The sequence below is a fragment of the Patescibacteria group bacterium genome (assembly GCA_034660655.1).
In the GTDB taxonomy this organism is placed as follows: Bacteria; Patescibacteriota; Patescibacteriia; order JAACEG01; family JAACEG01; genus JAACEG01.
In genome coordinates this window covers 1,928-15,562 of record JAYEJU010000027.1, presented here as the reverse complement: position 1 = coordinate 15,562, position 13,635 = coordinate 1,928, and the positions used below count along the sequence as shown (strand labels likewise).

13 protein-coding genes and 3 tRNA genes are annotated in these 13,635 nt (G+C 29.4%); 14 read left to right on the top strand and 2 right to left on the bottom strand.

Features of this window, described 5'->3' with window-relative positions; translation table 11 throughout:
* The 9 genes from U9O55_02220 to U9O55_02180 form a co-directional block, all read left to right on the top strand.
* Positions 1-2,327, top strand: a 2,327-nt coding sequence (locus U9O55_02220) for a hypothetical protein (protein ID MEA2088633.1), incomplete at its 5' end; no start/stop codon positions are given.
* Between the two features lie 8 nt (positions 2,328-2,335).
* Entirely contained in the window at positions 2,336-3,373 is a 1,038-nt protein-coding gene (locus tag U9O55_02215; GenBank protein MEA2088632.1) for a hypothetical protein, read from the top strand.
* A 71-nt stretch (positions 3,374-3,444) separates the two neighbouring features.
* Entirely contained in the window at positions 3,445-3,795 is a 351-nt protein-coding gene (locus U9O55_02210; protein MEA2088631.1) for a four helix bundle protein, read from the top strand.
* A gap of 73 nt (positions 3,796-3,868) precedes the next feature.
* Positions 3,869-5,347: a hypothetical protein gene (locus tag U9O55_02205; protein ID MEA2088630.1), complete on the top strand. Its 1,479-nt coding sequence runs from the start codon at positions 3,869-3,871 to the stop codon at positions 5,345-5,347.
* A 24-nt stretch (positions 5,348-5,371) separates the two neighbouring features.
* Entirely contained in the window at positions 5,372-5,812 is a 441-nt protein-coding gene (locus U9O55_02200) for a PrgI family protein (GenBank protein ID MEA2088629.1), read from the top strand.
* Between the two features lie 41 nt (positions 5,813-5,853).
* A complete protein-coding gene (locus U9O55_02195) occupies positions 5,854-6,522 on the top strand; it encodes a hypothetical protein (GenBank protein MEA2088628.1) in 669 nt (222 codons plus the stop codon).
* A gap of 7 nt (positions 6,523-6,529) precedes the next feature.
* Positions 6,530-8,455, top strand: a complete 1,926-nt coding sequence (locus U9O55_02190) for an ATP-binding protein (protein ID MEA2088627.1) — start codon at positions 6,530-6,532, stop codon at positions 8,453-8,455.
* A 7-nt stretch (positions 8,456-8,462) separates the two neighbouring features.
* Entirely contained in the window at positions 8,463-9,092 is a 630-nt protein-coding gene (locus tag U9O55_02185; protein MEA2088626.1) for a hypothetical protein, read from the top strand.
* Positions 9,093-9,094: 2 nt separating this feature from the next.
* Positions 9,095-9,823: a ComF family protein gene (locus U9O55_02180; GenBank protein ID MEA2088625.1), complete on the top strand. Its 729-nt coding sequence runs from the start codon at positions 9,095-9,097 to the stop codon at positions 9,821-9,823.
* 32 nt (positions 9,824-9,855) lie between these two features.
* Here U9O55_02180 and U9O55_02175 read toward each other — a convergent pair.
* Both U9O55_02175 and U9O55_02170 read right to left on the bottom strand, forming a co-directional pair.
* Positions 9,856-9,945: transfer RNA gene (locus U9O55_02175), tRNA-Ser, on the bottom strand.
* Positions 9,946-9,954: 9 nt separating this feature from the next.
* Positions 9,955-10,044 (bottom strand) — tRNA-Ser (locus tag U9O55_02170).
* A 305-nt stretch (positions 10,045-10,349) separates the two neighbouring features.
* Here U9O55_02170 and U9O55_02165 point away from each other — a divergent pair.
* From U9O55_02165 to U9O55_02145, 5 genes are all read left to right on the top strand, one after another.
* A complete protein-coding gene (locus tag U9O55_02165) occupies positions 10,350-10,694 on the top strand; it encodes a hypothetical protein (GenBank protein MEA2088624.1) in 345 nt (114 codons plus the stop codon).
* A 25-nt stretch (positions 10,695-10,719) separates the two neighbouring features.
* Positions 10,720-10,791, top strand: a tRNA-Arg gene (locus U9O55_02160).
* 14 nt (positions 10,792-10,805) lie between these two features.
* A complete protein-coding gene (gene recG / locus U9O55_02155) occupies positions 10,806-12,878 on the top strand; it encodes an ATP-dependent DNA helicase RecG (protein ID MEA2088623.1) in 2,073 nt (690 codons plus the stop codon).
* A gap of 150 nt (positions 12,879-13,028) precedes the next feature.
* Positions 13,029-13,208, top strand: a complete 180-nt coding sequence (locus U9O55_02150; GenBank protein MEA2088622.1) for a DUF5320 domain-containing protein — start codon at positions 13,029-13,031, stop codon at positions 13,206-13,208.
* Positions 13,209-13,270: 62 nt separating this feature from the next.
* Complete coding sequence (locus U9O55_02145; protein MEA2088621.1) at positions 13,271-13,585, top strand: DUF134 domain-containing protein; 315 nt, start codon at positions 13,271-13,273, stop codon at positions 13,583-13,585.
* The last annotated feature ends 50 nt before the right edge of the window (positions 13,586-13,635 follow it).

Below are 13,635 nucleotides of genomic sequence, written 5' to 3'. Positions count from 1 at the left end.
GCACAATGATTTTAGCTTTAGTTTTTTCTATAATAGCTTTAGTAGTAATAGCGGCAATTACTTTAGTTCTTGTAATAAGGATCGCCGCGCTTTGGATTTTAGTAATATTGTCTCCTTTTGCTTTTCTTTTTTCAGCTTCGCCAGCAGGGAATAAATACGCTTCGCAATGGGTGCAAAATTTTACAAAATGGGTTTTTACAGGACCTGTTTTAGCTTTTTTCATTTGGTTATCTTTTTTAACCGTGAAAGGAACTAGCAACGCTATATTTCATCCTGAAGGCAATATGCTTGCGAACGAAGGGATATCAGTGGGACTGGCATCTATTGGATCAGCCGAAGTCATGGGAACTTTTATTTTAGCGATTGTGATGTTAATGGCGTCTTTGATTGTGGCGCAACAGCTTGGCGGAATGGCGGCGTCAGTCGCCGGTGGCGCGTATCGGTCAATTACTAGCAGAGGGGATAGGATAGTGAAGGGCGGATTTGATAAAATAAGGAAAACAACAGTTGGAGCTGCGAGAGCAGTTCCAGATGCAGCTCTTAGTCGAATGGCAAGGAGCGAAAATGTGCAAGGTTTTTTAGATAGAACTTCTGGTAGCAGTAGCCGGTTTATAAGATTTTCTGGCACTGGAGCATTGGCAAGAAAAACATTAGGTTCTTTAAGATATAAAGAAAGACAAGAAGAGGAACAAGCAAGAAGATATGTGTCTAAATTTGATGACAACCCTCATACTATTGCAAAATTAGCTAATCAGAGAGCATTTGGAGCACGAGCAAATATGATAAAAAGAGTAGCTCAAGAAAAAATGCCAAGCAGTGAGATGTTTGCATCTAGAAGAGATAATAGACCAATAACACAAAAGACGCAGAATGAGGCGTTCAGGAGACTTAACGATTTAGGTTATCAAGAATTCAATAATTTAACTCCAAATGAGTTGTTTAGACTGTCTAATGAGGGGGTTTTTGAAAAAGGAGATTTATCTCCGCAAATTAGCGGTTCTTTGTCCACTAATTCTCAAACAGCCAGGGCAGATAGAGGAGCAATAATAAGAGGTTTGCGAGAATATTACGCTCGTGAATCAGGACTTGATATTAATGATATTAACATTGACGAGACATCAGGACAATTAAATGTAAACGGTCATCTTACAGGTCAGAGATTATGGAGATCAGCCGCTAATCAAGCTGATTTTGGAGATCAAAATGTCAATAATGCTTATACTCGTTTTATGGCTGATGTTGATTCATCTCAAAGCAAGAAAGAATCGCCAAGCATTAGTAAAATTACAGGAGTCAATAAATTATTAAGAGGAGAAAAAAGAGATAATGTTAGATTAGCGCTTGATTTTGACCAAATTGATTTGAAAGGAGCTGGAGCAAATATAAAAGGAAAGGATAAAGATAAAATAAAAGAAAAATTATTTGGTTTACTTAAAAATCAAGGATATAATGAAGATGAACTAAAAAACATTACAGAAAAAATAGAATCTTCTAAAAGTTTACAGTTGATAAACAAGGGAAGAGGTGGGCAAAGCGCTCGCGCTGTAATAGCTCACGAAGCAATGCATAGTCAATTGGAAAGTGTAGATCAAAATAAATTAAGAAAGGTTTGGGAAGGAATAGATAATGATAAAAGAAAATTTATTGATGACGAGATAAGAAAAATTTGGCATAATGGAAAAAATATGTCGGAGAATGATGTTATGCATGAATATTTTGCCGATGCCATGGCTAACACTAGAAAAACTTGGGTAAGGGAAAAAGGTTCTCAGTTGGACAAAGAAACTAAAAATAATTTGAAAGATATTGGTTTGCGTCCAGGTAGGTTGAAAGAAATAGAACATTCAAATGAACCAAAAATTCAAGAAAAAGTAAGAGATTATAAAAAAAATCAGGTACAGGTAGAAGAGAATCGGGTGGCAGACACTATAGATACTGGCAATTTAGAAGATTCTATAAAAGATTTAGGAAATACATTTAAAGATACTGGAGAAAAAATAAAAAATAGTATGAGTGAAGTTGGGAAAGTTGATATGTTTGGCGGTAAAACTAATTATGCAGATCAATTTAAAAAAGACGCAGATAGTGAGATAAAATATAAAACAGACAAATCAATCAAAGAACAATCAAAAAATATAAAAGAATTTTCAAGTCAGATACAACAACAAGATGAACCAGATAAAAGAGAGAAAAAAAATGATGTAAAAAAATATAATATTAAAGAATCAAATATAGAGTATAATATAAAAAAAATAATTAAAAAAAATAATCAAGAAAAAGAAGAAAATATTAATGAGGAAAATAATTTTCAAAACGATAAAGAATAAAATATTTTATGACGCAAAATTATTATCAAAAATTTAAAGAATTGCCATGGGAAATAAAGAACGCTATAGATAATAAAGAAATTAAAGAAGAAATTAAAAAGTTAAGTAAAAAATACAATATGGATTTTTCCACGATTGTTTTTAGCGTAGCAACTAAAGATTTATTAATGGATGAATTGTTAGATTATTTTAAAAATAAATATAAAAAAGATAATAATACAGCCATAAATATTAAAAATGATTTAGAAAAATATATTTTCGAACCAATTTTGGATTATTTATATGAAGATATAATTATTGGGGAAGACAATTTTAATTTAGAAAGAGATGAACAAAAAATAAGATCAATATTTAGAAAAAAATTATTAAATGTTATTGATTTTTATTCAAATAAAAAATTAAAACAATTAAATGAAAAAATAATTTTTTTGTTGTGGAATTTAGATAGTTTTCAACAAAATTTATTAAAAGATTTATCTAATAATGTAGAAAAATTAACTTCACAAAATATTATAATTGATGATAAAATAAAAAGCCCAACTATTGGTAATTGGCTAAGTGATTTTATAAAAGAAAGAGGAACATCGAAGATTAATAGTTTAATTATTTCTGAATATTTATCGCATTTTGATAATGCTAAAAAAGTTTTAGAAACAGAAAAAGAAAAAATAAAACAATTGTTGGCTATTTATGGCAATTTAAAATTTTTCCCTAATAATATGGCTAATATACCAATTAAAGATTGGGAGATTATTCCAGTAAAAAAAGAAAAGAAAAAAGCAAAGGAAGAATCAGCGGAAATTAATATACTTGAAATAACAGATCAAGAACGGGAAGATTACAAATATGAAAAAGCAGGCAAATTAGAAAATGAATTTAGAGGCGAAATAGAAAAAAAAGTTATTGAAGAAGAGGTGCTTGGAAAGATTGACAGAAGTCATATTGTCGCGAGAAAAAGAGAACTTAACGCTCTTGTTAATCAATATAAAAAAGGAAGCTTAGAAAGAAAAGCAATCCAGGATGAGCTTGATAAAATATCAGAATAATTTTCAATTTTTAATTTCTAATTTCTAAACAATTTTCAATGATTTAATTTTCAATTAACAAATAATATAAAATGAATTATAATTTAGAAGAGAGAACAAAAAAATTTAGCAAAGAAATATTAAGATTTTTATTAAAAATAAAGAAGAATGAAATGAATAGCAATATTATATTTCAACTTATTCGTTCCGCAACAAGTGTTGGAGCAAATTATTGCGAGGCTAATGGAGCGAGTTCAAAGAAAGATTTTAGAAATAAAATATTTATTTGCAGAAAGGAAATTCAAGAAACAAAATATTGGTTGGAGCTTTTAGCGGAAGTAAATTTGGAAGCAAAAAAAGAATTAAAAAATCTTTGGCAAGAAGCTCATGAATTAACATTGATTTTTAATAAAATATCAACAACATTAAAAAACAGTAAATGAAAAATTGAAAAATTGATTTATTAGAAATTGTTTAGAAATTGAAAATTGAAAATTAGAAATTTATTAATATTTTATGCTTAAGCAAACTTTGCAAAAATTTGAACAGTTGTCAGAAGAAAAAAAGCGATTTTTGTCATCGCCAATGGTTTTGTCGTCTTTGGAAGAAGTCGAAAAAAAATATAAAATTAAGCTGGCTTTAATTTTAATGGAAGTGGCTGTTGACAAAAATAAAGCGGATAATTTAGCGAATTTTTTGGAAAATCGCTTGGCGCTTGAAAAAAATATTGCTTTTCAAATATCGCGAGAATTAGAAGAATCAATATTTAGAGAATTTAATATTATAAGCGATTTTAAAAACGAAAGACAAGCAGAGCCAGCGGTTGTTTCGCGAAAGATTATGAAAGTAAAAGATGAGCCTATAAAAAATATTAATATTAAAAGCGAAGAAAAAATAGCAACGGATAGAAAGCAAGATGAGATTGAAAAAAAAGAAAATGAAATCAAAGAATTAAAGTCAGTATTTATTAAATCAGTTGATTGGGAAAGGGAAGCAGAAAAAATAATCTCGCGATTAGATATTAATTTTAAAAAAGATTTATTAAAAAATAGATTCAAATATATTATTATTAGCGCTATTAAAGGCGTAAGAAGCCAAATTGATTTTAAGGATATTTTGCGAAGAAGAGAAAATGAAGCAGGAATGGAATTTTCAGGTGAAATTGTGGATAAAATTTTATCAGTTGTAAAGATAAGAAAGCAAAAAATAGAAAATGGAGACGGTTTAGAAAAACAAAAACAAGAAAAAATCAAGGATCAAGCAATAGAAGAAAAATATGATTTGCCATTGGTTTCAAAATCAGGTAAAATAACACCAGATGCTGAAAATAAAAATATTGATAATGTTGTTATTAATGATAAAAAACAAAAAATTTTAAGCCCGCCTCCGCCAGCTGTCATAAAGCAGGATAGCATTGAAAATAAATCTAAAAAAGAAGAACAAAGCATAGATAGAGTTTTAGATAAAAAGCAAGGAAAAGATGATCAGCTCCGCCAGCCGGTGGATGGCGGAAAAAAAATAGAAGACAAAAAAGAGCCTGCTAAAAAAAGAGAATCTTTTATGGATTTTTTATTTAGCAAAAGTCAAAAAAAAGATATTAAGCCAAAAATTTTTGAAAAAAAGGAAATAAAAGATGTTGGCAAAATTATTTCTGTTGATGAAAAATCAAAACTTGTCGGACCTGTTGATGAATTATCAGAGTTAACAATAAAAGATTTTAGAAGCTGGTCTGAAAATCCTTATGAAGCTATTAAAAAAATTAAGGAAAAAATAAATATTTTAGTAAAAGAATCTTTAGAAAAAGGCAGTTTAGGCATGAAAGCATGGAAAAAAAGCGAAATAAACAAAATTTATTTGGATATTTTGCATAACGCAATCATCAAGCGCAAACAAGTAGATGATATCATTGAGGAGATGAAAAACGAAAAAAAGCAAATTTTAACATTGGAAGAATTTGAGGCAATAGAGCAATTAAATAGAGAATTAAGAGTATAAAAAATTAAAAATTAAAATTTAAAAATGCGGCAATTTGTTGTTCCACAATTTATTGACATAGAAAATAAAATTTTTGGCCCTATTACCATTAGGCAATTTATTTTATTAATGTGTGCTTTGCTTTTGTCAATTATTTTTTATAAATTTGTTGATTTTCTTTTGTTTTTGCTTTTATCTGCTTTTATTTTTGGGATTGCTTCTATTTTTGCTTTTACAAGAGTTAATGGTCGTCCAATACATTATTTTTTATTAAATTTTATACAGACTTCTATTAGACCGAAAAGAAGAGTTTGGTGCAAGGATTTCGGCATTGCTGAATTTAAAAGCAGGATTGCTGATAAAAAGGACGCTGAAAAAGAAGTTGTTTTATCACGCCCAAAAATATTGGTAAAATCTAAATTATCTAAATTATCCTTAATTGTTGACACGGGTGGCAGATATCAGGAGGAAGTAAATTTAGATTAGAATTACATTCCCAATTATCCTAAACATCTTATAAAAAAATTATGGCTAAAAAAAAGATTATTAGAAAAACAACCCAAGAATATTTGAACATTTCTGAAATAAAGGATGACTGCGTTATATTAAAAGATGGGACATTGGTTTCTGTTCTTATGATTTCTAGTATAAATTTTTCTTTAAAATCGGCTGAAGAGCAAGAAGCTATCATCCAAGCTTACATAAATTTTTTAAATTCTTTTGATTTTCCTTTTCAAATTGTTATTCAATCAAGAAAATTAAACATTGATCAATATCTGCAAAAATTAAGAATTTTAGGAAAGGAGCAAACAAATGATTTATTAAAAATGCAAACTGCTGAATATCGCAATTACATTTCTGAATTAGTAAAAATCGGACAAATTATGACAAAGAAATTTTATATAGTTATTCCCTATAGTCCGTTTCAAGACGAGAAAAAATCATTTTTTAGAAAAATGTTAGAAGTTTTTTCTTCGGCTTCGGTAGTAAAACTTAAAAGAGATGTTTTTTTAAGGCGGCATAAAGATTTGATGCGAAGAGTTGATACTACTATAAGTGGCCTAAGCAGTATGAGTCTAAATTCAGTCATATTGGATACACAAAGCTTAATTGAACTTTATTATAATATTTATAATCCTTCCATATCTGATCAGCAGCCGTTGCCTGATTTGCAAAAATTAAGAGTGGAAAAATAAAAATTTTATGTTTAAACCAAGCGATATAAAACAACAAGAAAAAGAGTTAGCAAAAGCTAGAGCTAAGAAAGAGCAGCTAGGCTTTATTCAAAGAGAAAAAGAAGACGCGAAAAAAGTAAAAAAAGAAAAAATTATTTTGGAAGAAGAAAAAGCTTACAGGCGCGGAATAGTAACTGTAAAAGATATTATAGCGCCGTCGTCTTTTGAGGTTAAATCAGCTTTTGTCCAATTAGGAGATAAATACGCGAGAACATTATTTACTATAGATTATCCGCGATATATCTCTGTTGGATGGTTTTCTCCTATTATTAATTTTAGCTCAACCTTTGATATAAGCATGTTTTTTATGCCGATCAAAGCTAGTGTTGTTTTAAAACAGTTAAGGGATAAAGTTGGAAATTTGGAAGCTCAGTTAATCGCTGACGCTGAAAAAGGAGCTCCGCGAGATCCAATCAGAGAAACAGCTTTAAGGGACATTGAAAAATTGCGAGATGACTTAACCCAGGGGATAGAACATTTTTTTCAATTTTTTCTTTACGTGACTATTTATGCTGATTCTCCAAAAAAATTGGAAGAAATAACAGAAGAAATAGAGGCAATGTTTGGTTCTAAATTAGTTTTAAGTAAAAGAGTTTTATATCAGGCGGAGCAAGGGTTTAATTCTTCTGTTCCGTTATGCGATGATCAGCTACAAATTCCTTTTAATATGAATTCAGGGCCTGTGGCATCTTCATTTCCTTTTATGTCTTCTGAACTTACTTCTGATGGAGGCATTTTATATGGGATAAATCGCCATAATAACAGTTTAATTTTATTTGATAGATTTTCTTTGCAGAATGCTAATATGGTGGTATTCGCGACATCAGGAGCTGGAAAAAGTTACAGCATTAAGTTGGAAGTTTTAAGAAGTATGATGTTTGGCACTGATGTAATAATTATTGATCCTGAACGCGAGTATGAGCATTTAAGCGAAGCAGTAGGCGGGTCGTATATTAATATTTCGCTTAATTCAGAGACAAAGATCAACCCTTTTGACTTGCCTCGCTCAATTGATAAGGAAGTTAAAACAGGGGATATTATTAGAAGCTCTGTTATTACTTTAAAAGGAATGATGAGATTAATCTTGGGCGATTTGTCCCATCAAGAGGATTCCTTAATTGATCGAGCTTTAATAGAAACTTACGCTAAAAAAGACATCACACCTGATGCTGATTTAAGAAAAGCTAAGATGCCGTTGATGCAGGATTTTCAAGAAATTTTAGAAGGAATGGAAGGGGCAGATGATTTAGTTTTAAGAATTAGAAAATATACGGAAGGAACTTTCGCGGGGCTTTTAAATAATTATACTAATGTTAATATGGATAATCAATTGGTTGTTTTTTCAGTAAGGGATTTGGAAGATGAACTTAAGCCGATAGCGATATATATGATTATAAATTATATTTGGAATGTTGTTCGTTCGGAAATGAAAAAGAGAATGTTAGTTATTGACGAGGCATGGTGGTTGATGCAAAGGGAGGATTCAGCAAAATTTATATATGCTTTGATTAAAAGATGCAGAAAATATTATTTAGGTGTCACAACTATTACTCAGGATGTTAATGATTTTCTTGTTTCGCCTTATGGACAGGCAATTGTTAACAATTCTTCGATTCAACTGCTTATGAAACAAACAACTTCCGCTATTGAAATTATACAAAAGACTTTTATGTTAACAGAAGGCGAAAAATATTTGCTTTTAGAAAGCGGAATTGGAGAGGGTATATTTTTTGCCGGAAGCAAACATGCTGCTATTAAGGTTGTTGCTTCTTATACGGAAGATCAAGTAATAACTTCTGATCCGCGGCAATTATTAGAAATAGAGGAAGCAAAAAAAGAATTTGATGAACAATCAAAAAACAAAGATGATGATATAAATGAAATAAATAAATAAATATTTTATGAGATTTAATAAAAAATTAATTTTAAAAATTATAGCTGTTGTTGTAATTGTGTCAATTATAATATCAATTTTTCTTTGGTTTTATTATAAAAAAATAAGTTCTGGAGATAATAGCCAAAAAATTATTGATAATATTGTTAATAGCAACAATAATAGCGGAGACGGGTTTCCAGATAGCAATAACATCAACAATAATATAAATAGTCAGCCAGATATTATTAATAATAATGATCAAATTCCAGCGCCAGAAGCTGAATTAAAAAGCATTGTGGTTTTTACGGCAGAGAGAATCGGCAGTTATTCCACTGACACGCAACAATTTGCTAATTTAAATGATATTAATTGTTTAATGACAGATAAAATGAAAAAATGGGTTGATGATTTGCATAATGAACAAAAAAATGGAGCAGACAAGGAATATTATGGAGTGACAACAAAAGTTCTTTCAGTCCAAATAATTGACGTGGCAACTTTGGAAAATGGCATAGCAGATGTTGCCGTTGTTTGCCAGAGAATAGAAATAAAAAATAAGGATAATCCTGTTTCTAAAATTAAATATCAAAATTTAAATATGCGGCTTATTAAAGTTAATGAAAAATGGCTTATTGACAGCATTGAGTGGGAGTAGTTATGTTTAAGCGTTTAAATAATTTTATTATAGATTGGCTGTTTCCAGAAGAGTGCGTTATTTGCGGAGCTTCAGGCAGATGGTTGTGTAATGATTGTTTAGAAAATATTGAATTCAGTCCTATAAATTCTTGCCCTTTTTGCCATAAATTTTCATTTTTAGGGTTAACTTGCGAGAAATGCAAGAAAGAAAAATGTTTAGACGGAATTTTTTGCCACAGTTCTTATAAAAATTTAATTGTTAAAAAAATTATTCATCATTATAAATATAATTATTTGCTTGATTTGAAATTTATTTTAGCGGATATGATCGCGAATGTTTTATCTAATATTAAAAAAGGCCAAGAGATAGGAGCTATTTCAAAAATATTAACTGAAAAAACTTTATTTTTTCCAGTTCCTTTACATAAAATGCGAATAAGATATCGTGGATTTAATCAGTCAGAATTATTGTTAGAAGAGCTGGCAAAACAGAAAATAATTTTACCGCAAGCAATAAGCTTAAAATTACAGCGTATTTGCTATACAACACCGCAAGTAAAATTAAAAGCAAAAGAGAGGATAAAAAATTTAAAAAAAGCTTTCGCCTATAAAGGCAAAAGCTTAAAAAATAGAAATATTATTTTAATTGACGATGTTGCCACGACTTGCAGCACTTTAAATGAATGCGCGCAAATTTTGAAGCAACACGGTGCGCGAAAAGTTTATGGAATAGTTATTGCTAAAGGATAATCCTTGGCTTGTTATGAACCCTGCGCGATTTTTGGCGGAGAGGCAGGGATTCGAACCCTGGGTCCGCGTGAACGGACTCCGGTTTTCAAGACCGGTGCAATCAACCACTATGCGACCTCTCCAAAGATTAATGGCGGAGAGGGAGGGATTCGAACCCTCGGTACCCGTGAAGGCACAACACCTTAGCAGGGTGCCCCTTTCAACCACTCAGGCACCTCTCCAAAATTATTTTAGTATTTTAATTATCTAAACAGATAAATATTTAATATTTTAAACAATAATTCTAAATAACGCAAAATTGACAATTTAAAATTTGTGAAATAATATGTTATTATTATAGAATAATATTCTATTTTGTCAATTCAAAAAAAGTTGTAATTATATGGAGGAGAATAACAAACAAAAAAAATTGTTAAAATGGAGTTTCCCAGAATACGTGAAATACAAGAGAAATATTTCTTGGTTTGTCTTTGTCTTTGTCTTTATTTTTATTTGTTTAATATTTAGCATTAAAACTAATAATTTTTTGTTTCCGATTATAATTATTATGGTGGCGCTTATTATCTTGAATTCACATAAAAAAGAGCCATTGGAAATGAATTTTTTTATTATGGAAAAAGGCATTAAATTAAATAAAAAATTTTATAATTATAGTGAAATAAATAATTTTTCGATAGTTTATGATCCGCCTGAAACAAAAAACCTTTATTTTGAAATTGATAATGTTTTAAAAACAGTTTTGATTATTCCTTTTGCCGACAATATTTCTCCATTAAACATAAGAGATATTTTATTAAAATATTTAGAGGAAAATTTGAACAAAGAAGGGCTTTCAGCAAGCGAGGAATTCGGCAGATTAATGAAACTATAAAATTTTTGTACGGCCTAGCATCCTTGTTCCCATAGTTTAATGGATAAAATACAAGATTGCGGATCTTGCGATCCAGGTTCGATTCCTGGTGGGAACGCACATAAAATATTTATGATAACTTTATTAGACAAGGCGGAAAATATTTCACCAATAGCGAAAAAACTGTCTTCAAAATTAAAAAAAATAGGAATTGAGACCATTGAGGATCTCATTTTTTATTATCCTTTTAGATATGATGATTTCAGCCAAATAAAGCAAATTAAAGATCTAATTCCAGGAGATATGGTTACTATCTCTGGCAGAGTTGATCTGATTCAAAATAGGAGAAGTCCAAGGCAAAGAAAAAATATTACTGAAGCAATCATTTCAGATAAAAGCGATTCTATAAAAGTTATTTGGTTTAATCAGCCGTATTTGACTAAAAACATCAGGCAAGGCGAGAATATTTATTTATCAGGAAAAGTCAACGCAGATTACAATACATTGCAAATGATCAGCCCCGAATATGAGAAAGTAAAGAATTTTACTTCAAATACAGCTTGCTTGGCGCCTGTTTATCACTTGACAGCAGGCATTACTAATAAGCAAATAAGATTTTTAATAAGATCAGTTTTGCCGTTAGCCGTTAATATTATTGATTGGCTGCCGTTAAAGATAAAATTAGATTTGCGTTTTATGGATTTATCGCAAGCTTTGCGCCAAGTCCATTTTCCTGAAAACAAAGTTAAGCTTAACAGTGCGAGTATTAGATTAAAATTTAATGAATTGTTTTTAGCTCAATTGCAAACTTTTATTATTAGAGATAAAATTAAAAATTCCTTGGCTGAAAAAGTTGAATTTAAGGAAAACGAAATAAAGAGTTTTGTTTCTTCATTGCCATTTAAATTAACTGATGACCAAAAAAAATCAGCATGGGCAGTCTTAAAAGATACTCAAAAAAGTTATCCGATGAATAGATTAATTGAAGGCGAGGTCGGCTCTGGCAAAACAGTCGTGGCTGCTATTGCTATATTAAATACGGTTTTAAATAAAAAACAGTCGGCATATATGGCTCCGACAGAAATTTTGGCTAAACAGCATTTTAAATCATTGCAAGAGTTGTATAAAAATTTTGAAATTCAAATAGGACTTTTTACAAGAACTGAACAAAAAATTTGTTCAGAAAAAAAGAAAATTAAAAAAAACGATTTTATTAAAAAAATAAAAAATGGAGAAGTAGATATTGTGGTTGGAACACATTCTTTGATTCAAGAAAAAGTTGATTTTAAAAATTTGTGTTTAGCAATTATAGATGAACAGCATCGTTTTGGAGTTGAACAAAGAAAAAGTTTAAAAGAAAAATCAGGAAATAAAAAAACAGTTCCGCATTTTTTGTCAATGACAGCGACGCCGATTCCAAGAACATTGCATTTAGCGCTTTATGGAGATTTAGATTTAAGTATTATTAAAGAGATGCCAAAAGGAAGGAAAAAAGTTATAACAAAAATTATTGAACCGATAGAAAGAGAAAAAACTTATAATTTTATTCGCAATCAAATAAATCAAGGACGCCAAGTTTTTGTTGTTTGTCCGTTGATTAATGAAAGCGATAAACTTGGAGTAAAATCAGTTAAGGAAGAATATGAAAAATTAAGCAAAAAAATTTTTTTAGATTTTAAAATTGGAGTAATACACGGGAAATTAAGAACAAAGGAAAAAGAAAAAATAATGTCAGATTTTTTAACTAATAAGATAAAAATTTTAGTGGCGACTTCTATTGTTGAAGTCGGGGTTGATGTCGCAAACGCTTCAATAATGATTATAGAGGGAGCGGAAAGATTTGGCTTGGCACAACTTCATCAATTTCGCGGACGAGTTGGTAGAAGCGATTTTCAGTCGTATTGTTTTTTGTTTAATGAAAATTTAAGTGAAAAAACACAGGAAAGGCTTGAGGCATTAGTAAAATGCAATGATGGCTTTGAATTAGCAAAAATAGATTTGGAATTTAGAGGTTATGGAGAAATTTATGGTAAAATTCAGTCAGGAATATCTGAATTTAAAATAGCGACTCTTTTTGATTACAAAATTATTGAAAAAGCAAAAGTTTCTGCTGAATATATTTTAAATTTAGATTTAACTTTAAATAAATTTTCAGAGCTGAAGAAAAAGATGGATGAATTAAATAAAAATGTTCATTTAGAATAAAAACAAAAATTTATAATTATAAATACTTGACAAAATATATTTATGGGTATATACTTATAAATAATTAAATATTGTTAATTAATTTAAAAAATTGTAAATATTCCAAAATATAATTAAATGTGATTTTACGATTTTTTACAAAATAAATATATGCCAAATAAAGATCAAACAGGACCAAATGGGGAAGGTCCTATGACTGGAAGAGGTTTAGGAAAATGTAATGAAAAATCTCAAAAAGATTTATCAAACAGAAATTACGGTAATGGAAGAGGTTTAGGAAGAGGTTTAGGAAGAGGTTTAGGACAAGAGAATAGAAGAGCAAGAAGATAAGTTTTAAAAAATTAAGATAATTTTTATAAAAATTATCTTAATTTTTATTTATAAATAAATTTATGAAAAATAATATTAATCAACAATTAGGTCGTCCAAGAATTCGGAGAAGAATAAGATTTTGCCACAAAATAAATTATTTTAAACCGCGAGGTATCCCTATGCGAGATTTAAAAATAGTTGAATTATCTATTGAAGAATTAGAGGTTTTGAGATTAAAAAATATAGAGGACTTAGACCAGACCGAATGCGCAAAAAAAATGAATACATCTCAAAGCACATTTCAACGTATTTTAAATATTGCGTATAAAAAAATAAGTATTGCCTTAGTTGAAGGAATGGTTATAAAAATATCAGATATAAATTCTAAAAAATAAATTTTTTATTGATTTTTTATAATTATTTTGTTATTATTAAAATAATATTT

Coding starts and splice junctions, on each gene's coding strand:
- recG (MEA2088623.1), top strand. CDS start 10,806: ATGATAACTTTATTAGACAAGGCGGAAAATATTTCACCAATAGCGAAA.
- U9O55_02215 (MEA2088632.1), top strand. CDS start 2,336: ATGACGCAAAATTATTATCAAAAATTTAAAGAATTGCCATGGGAAATA.
- U9O55_02150 (MEA2088622.1), top strand. CDS start 13,029: ATGCCAAATAAAGATCAAACAGGACCAAATGGGGAAGGTCCTATGACT.
- U9O55_02190 (MEA2088627.1), top strand. CDS start 6,530: ATGTTTAAACCAAGCGATATAAAACAACAAGAAAAAGAGTTAGCAAAA.
- U9O55_02200 (MEA2088629.1), top strand. CDS start 5,372: ATGCGGCAATTTGTTGTTCCACAATTTATTGACATAGAAAATAAAATT.
- U9O55_02185 (MEA2088626.1), top strand. CDS start 8,463: ATGAGATTTAATAAAAAATTAATTTTAAAAATTATAGCTGTTGTTGTA.
- U9O55_02195 (MEA2088628.1), top strand. CDS start 5,854: ATGGCTAAAAAAAAGATTATTAGAAAAACAACCCAAGAATATTTGAAC.
- U9O55_02180 (MEA2088625.1), top strand. CDS start 9,095: ATGTTTAAGCGTTTAAATAATTTTATTATAGATTGGCTGTTTCCAGAA.
- U9O55_02205 (MEA2088630.1), top strand. CDS start 3,869: ATGCTTAAGCAAACTTTGCAAAAATTTGAACAGTTGTCAGAAGAAAAA.
- U9O55_02210 (MEA2088631.1), top strand. CDS start 3,445: ATGAATTATAATTTAGAAGAGAGAACAAAAAAATTTAGCAAAGAAATA.
- U9O55_02145 (MEA2088621.1), top strand. CDS start 13,271: ATGAAAAATAATATTAATCAACAATTAGGTCGTCCAAGAATTCGGAGA.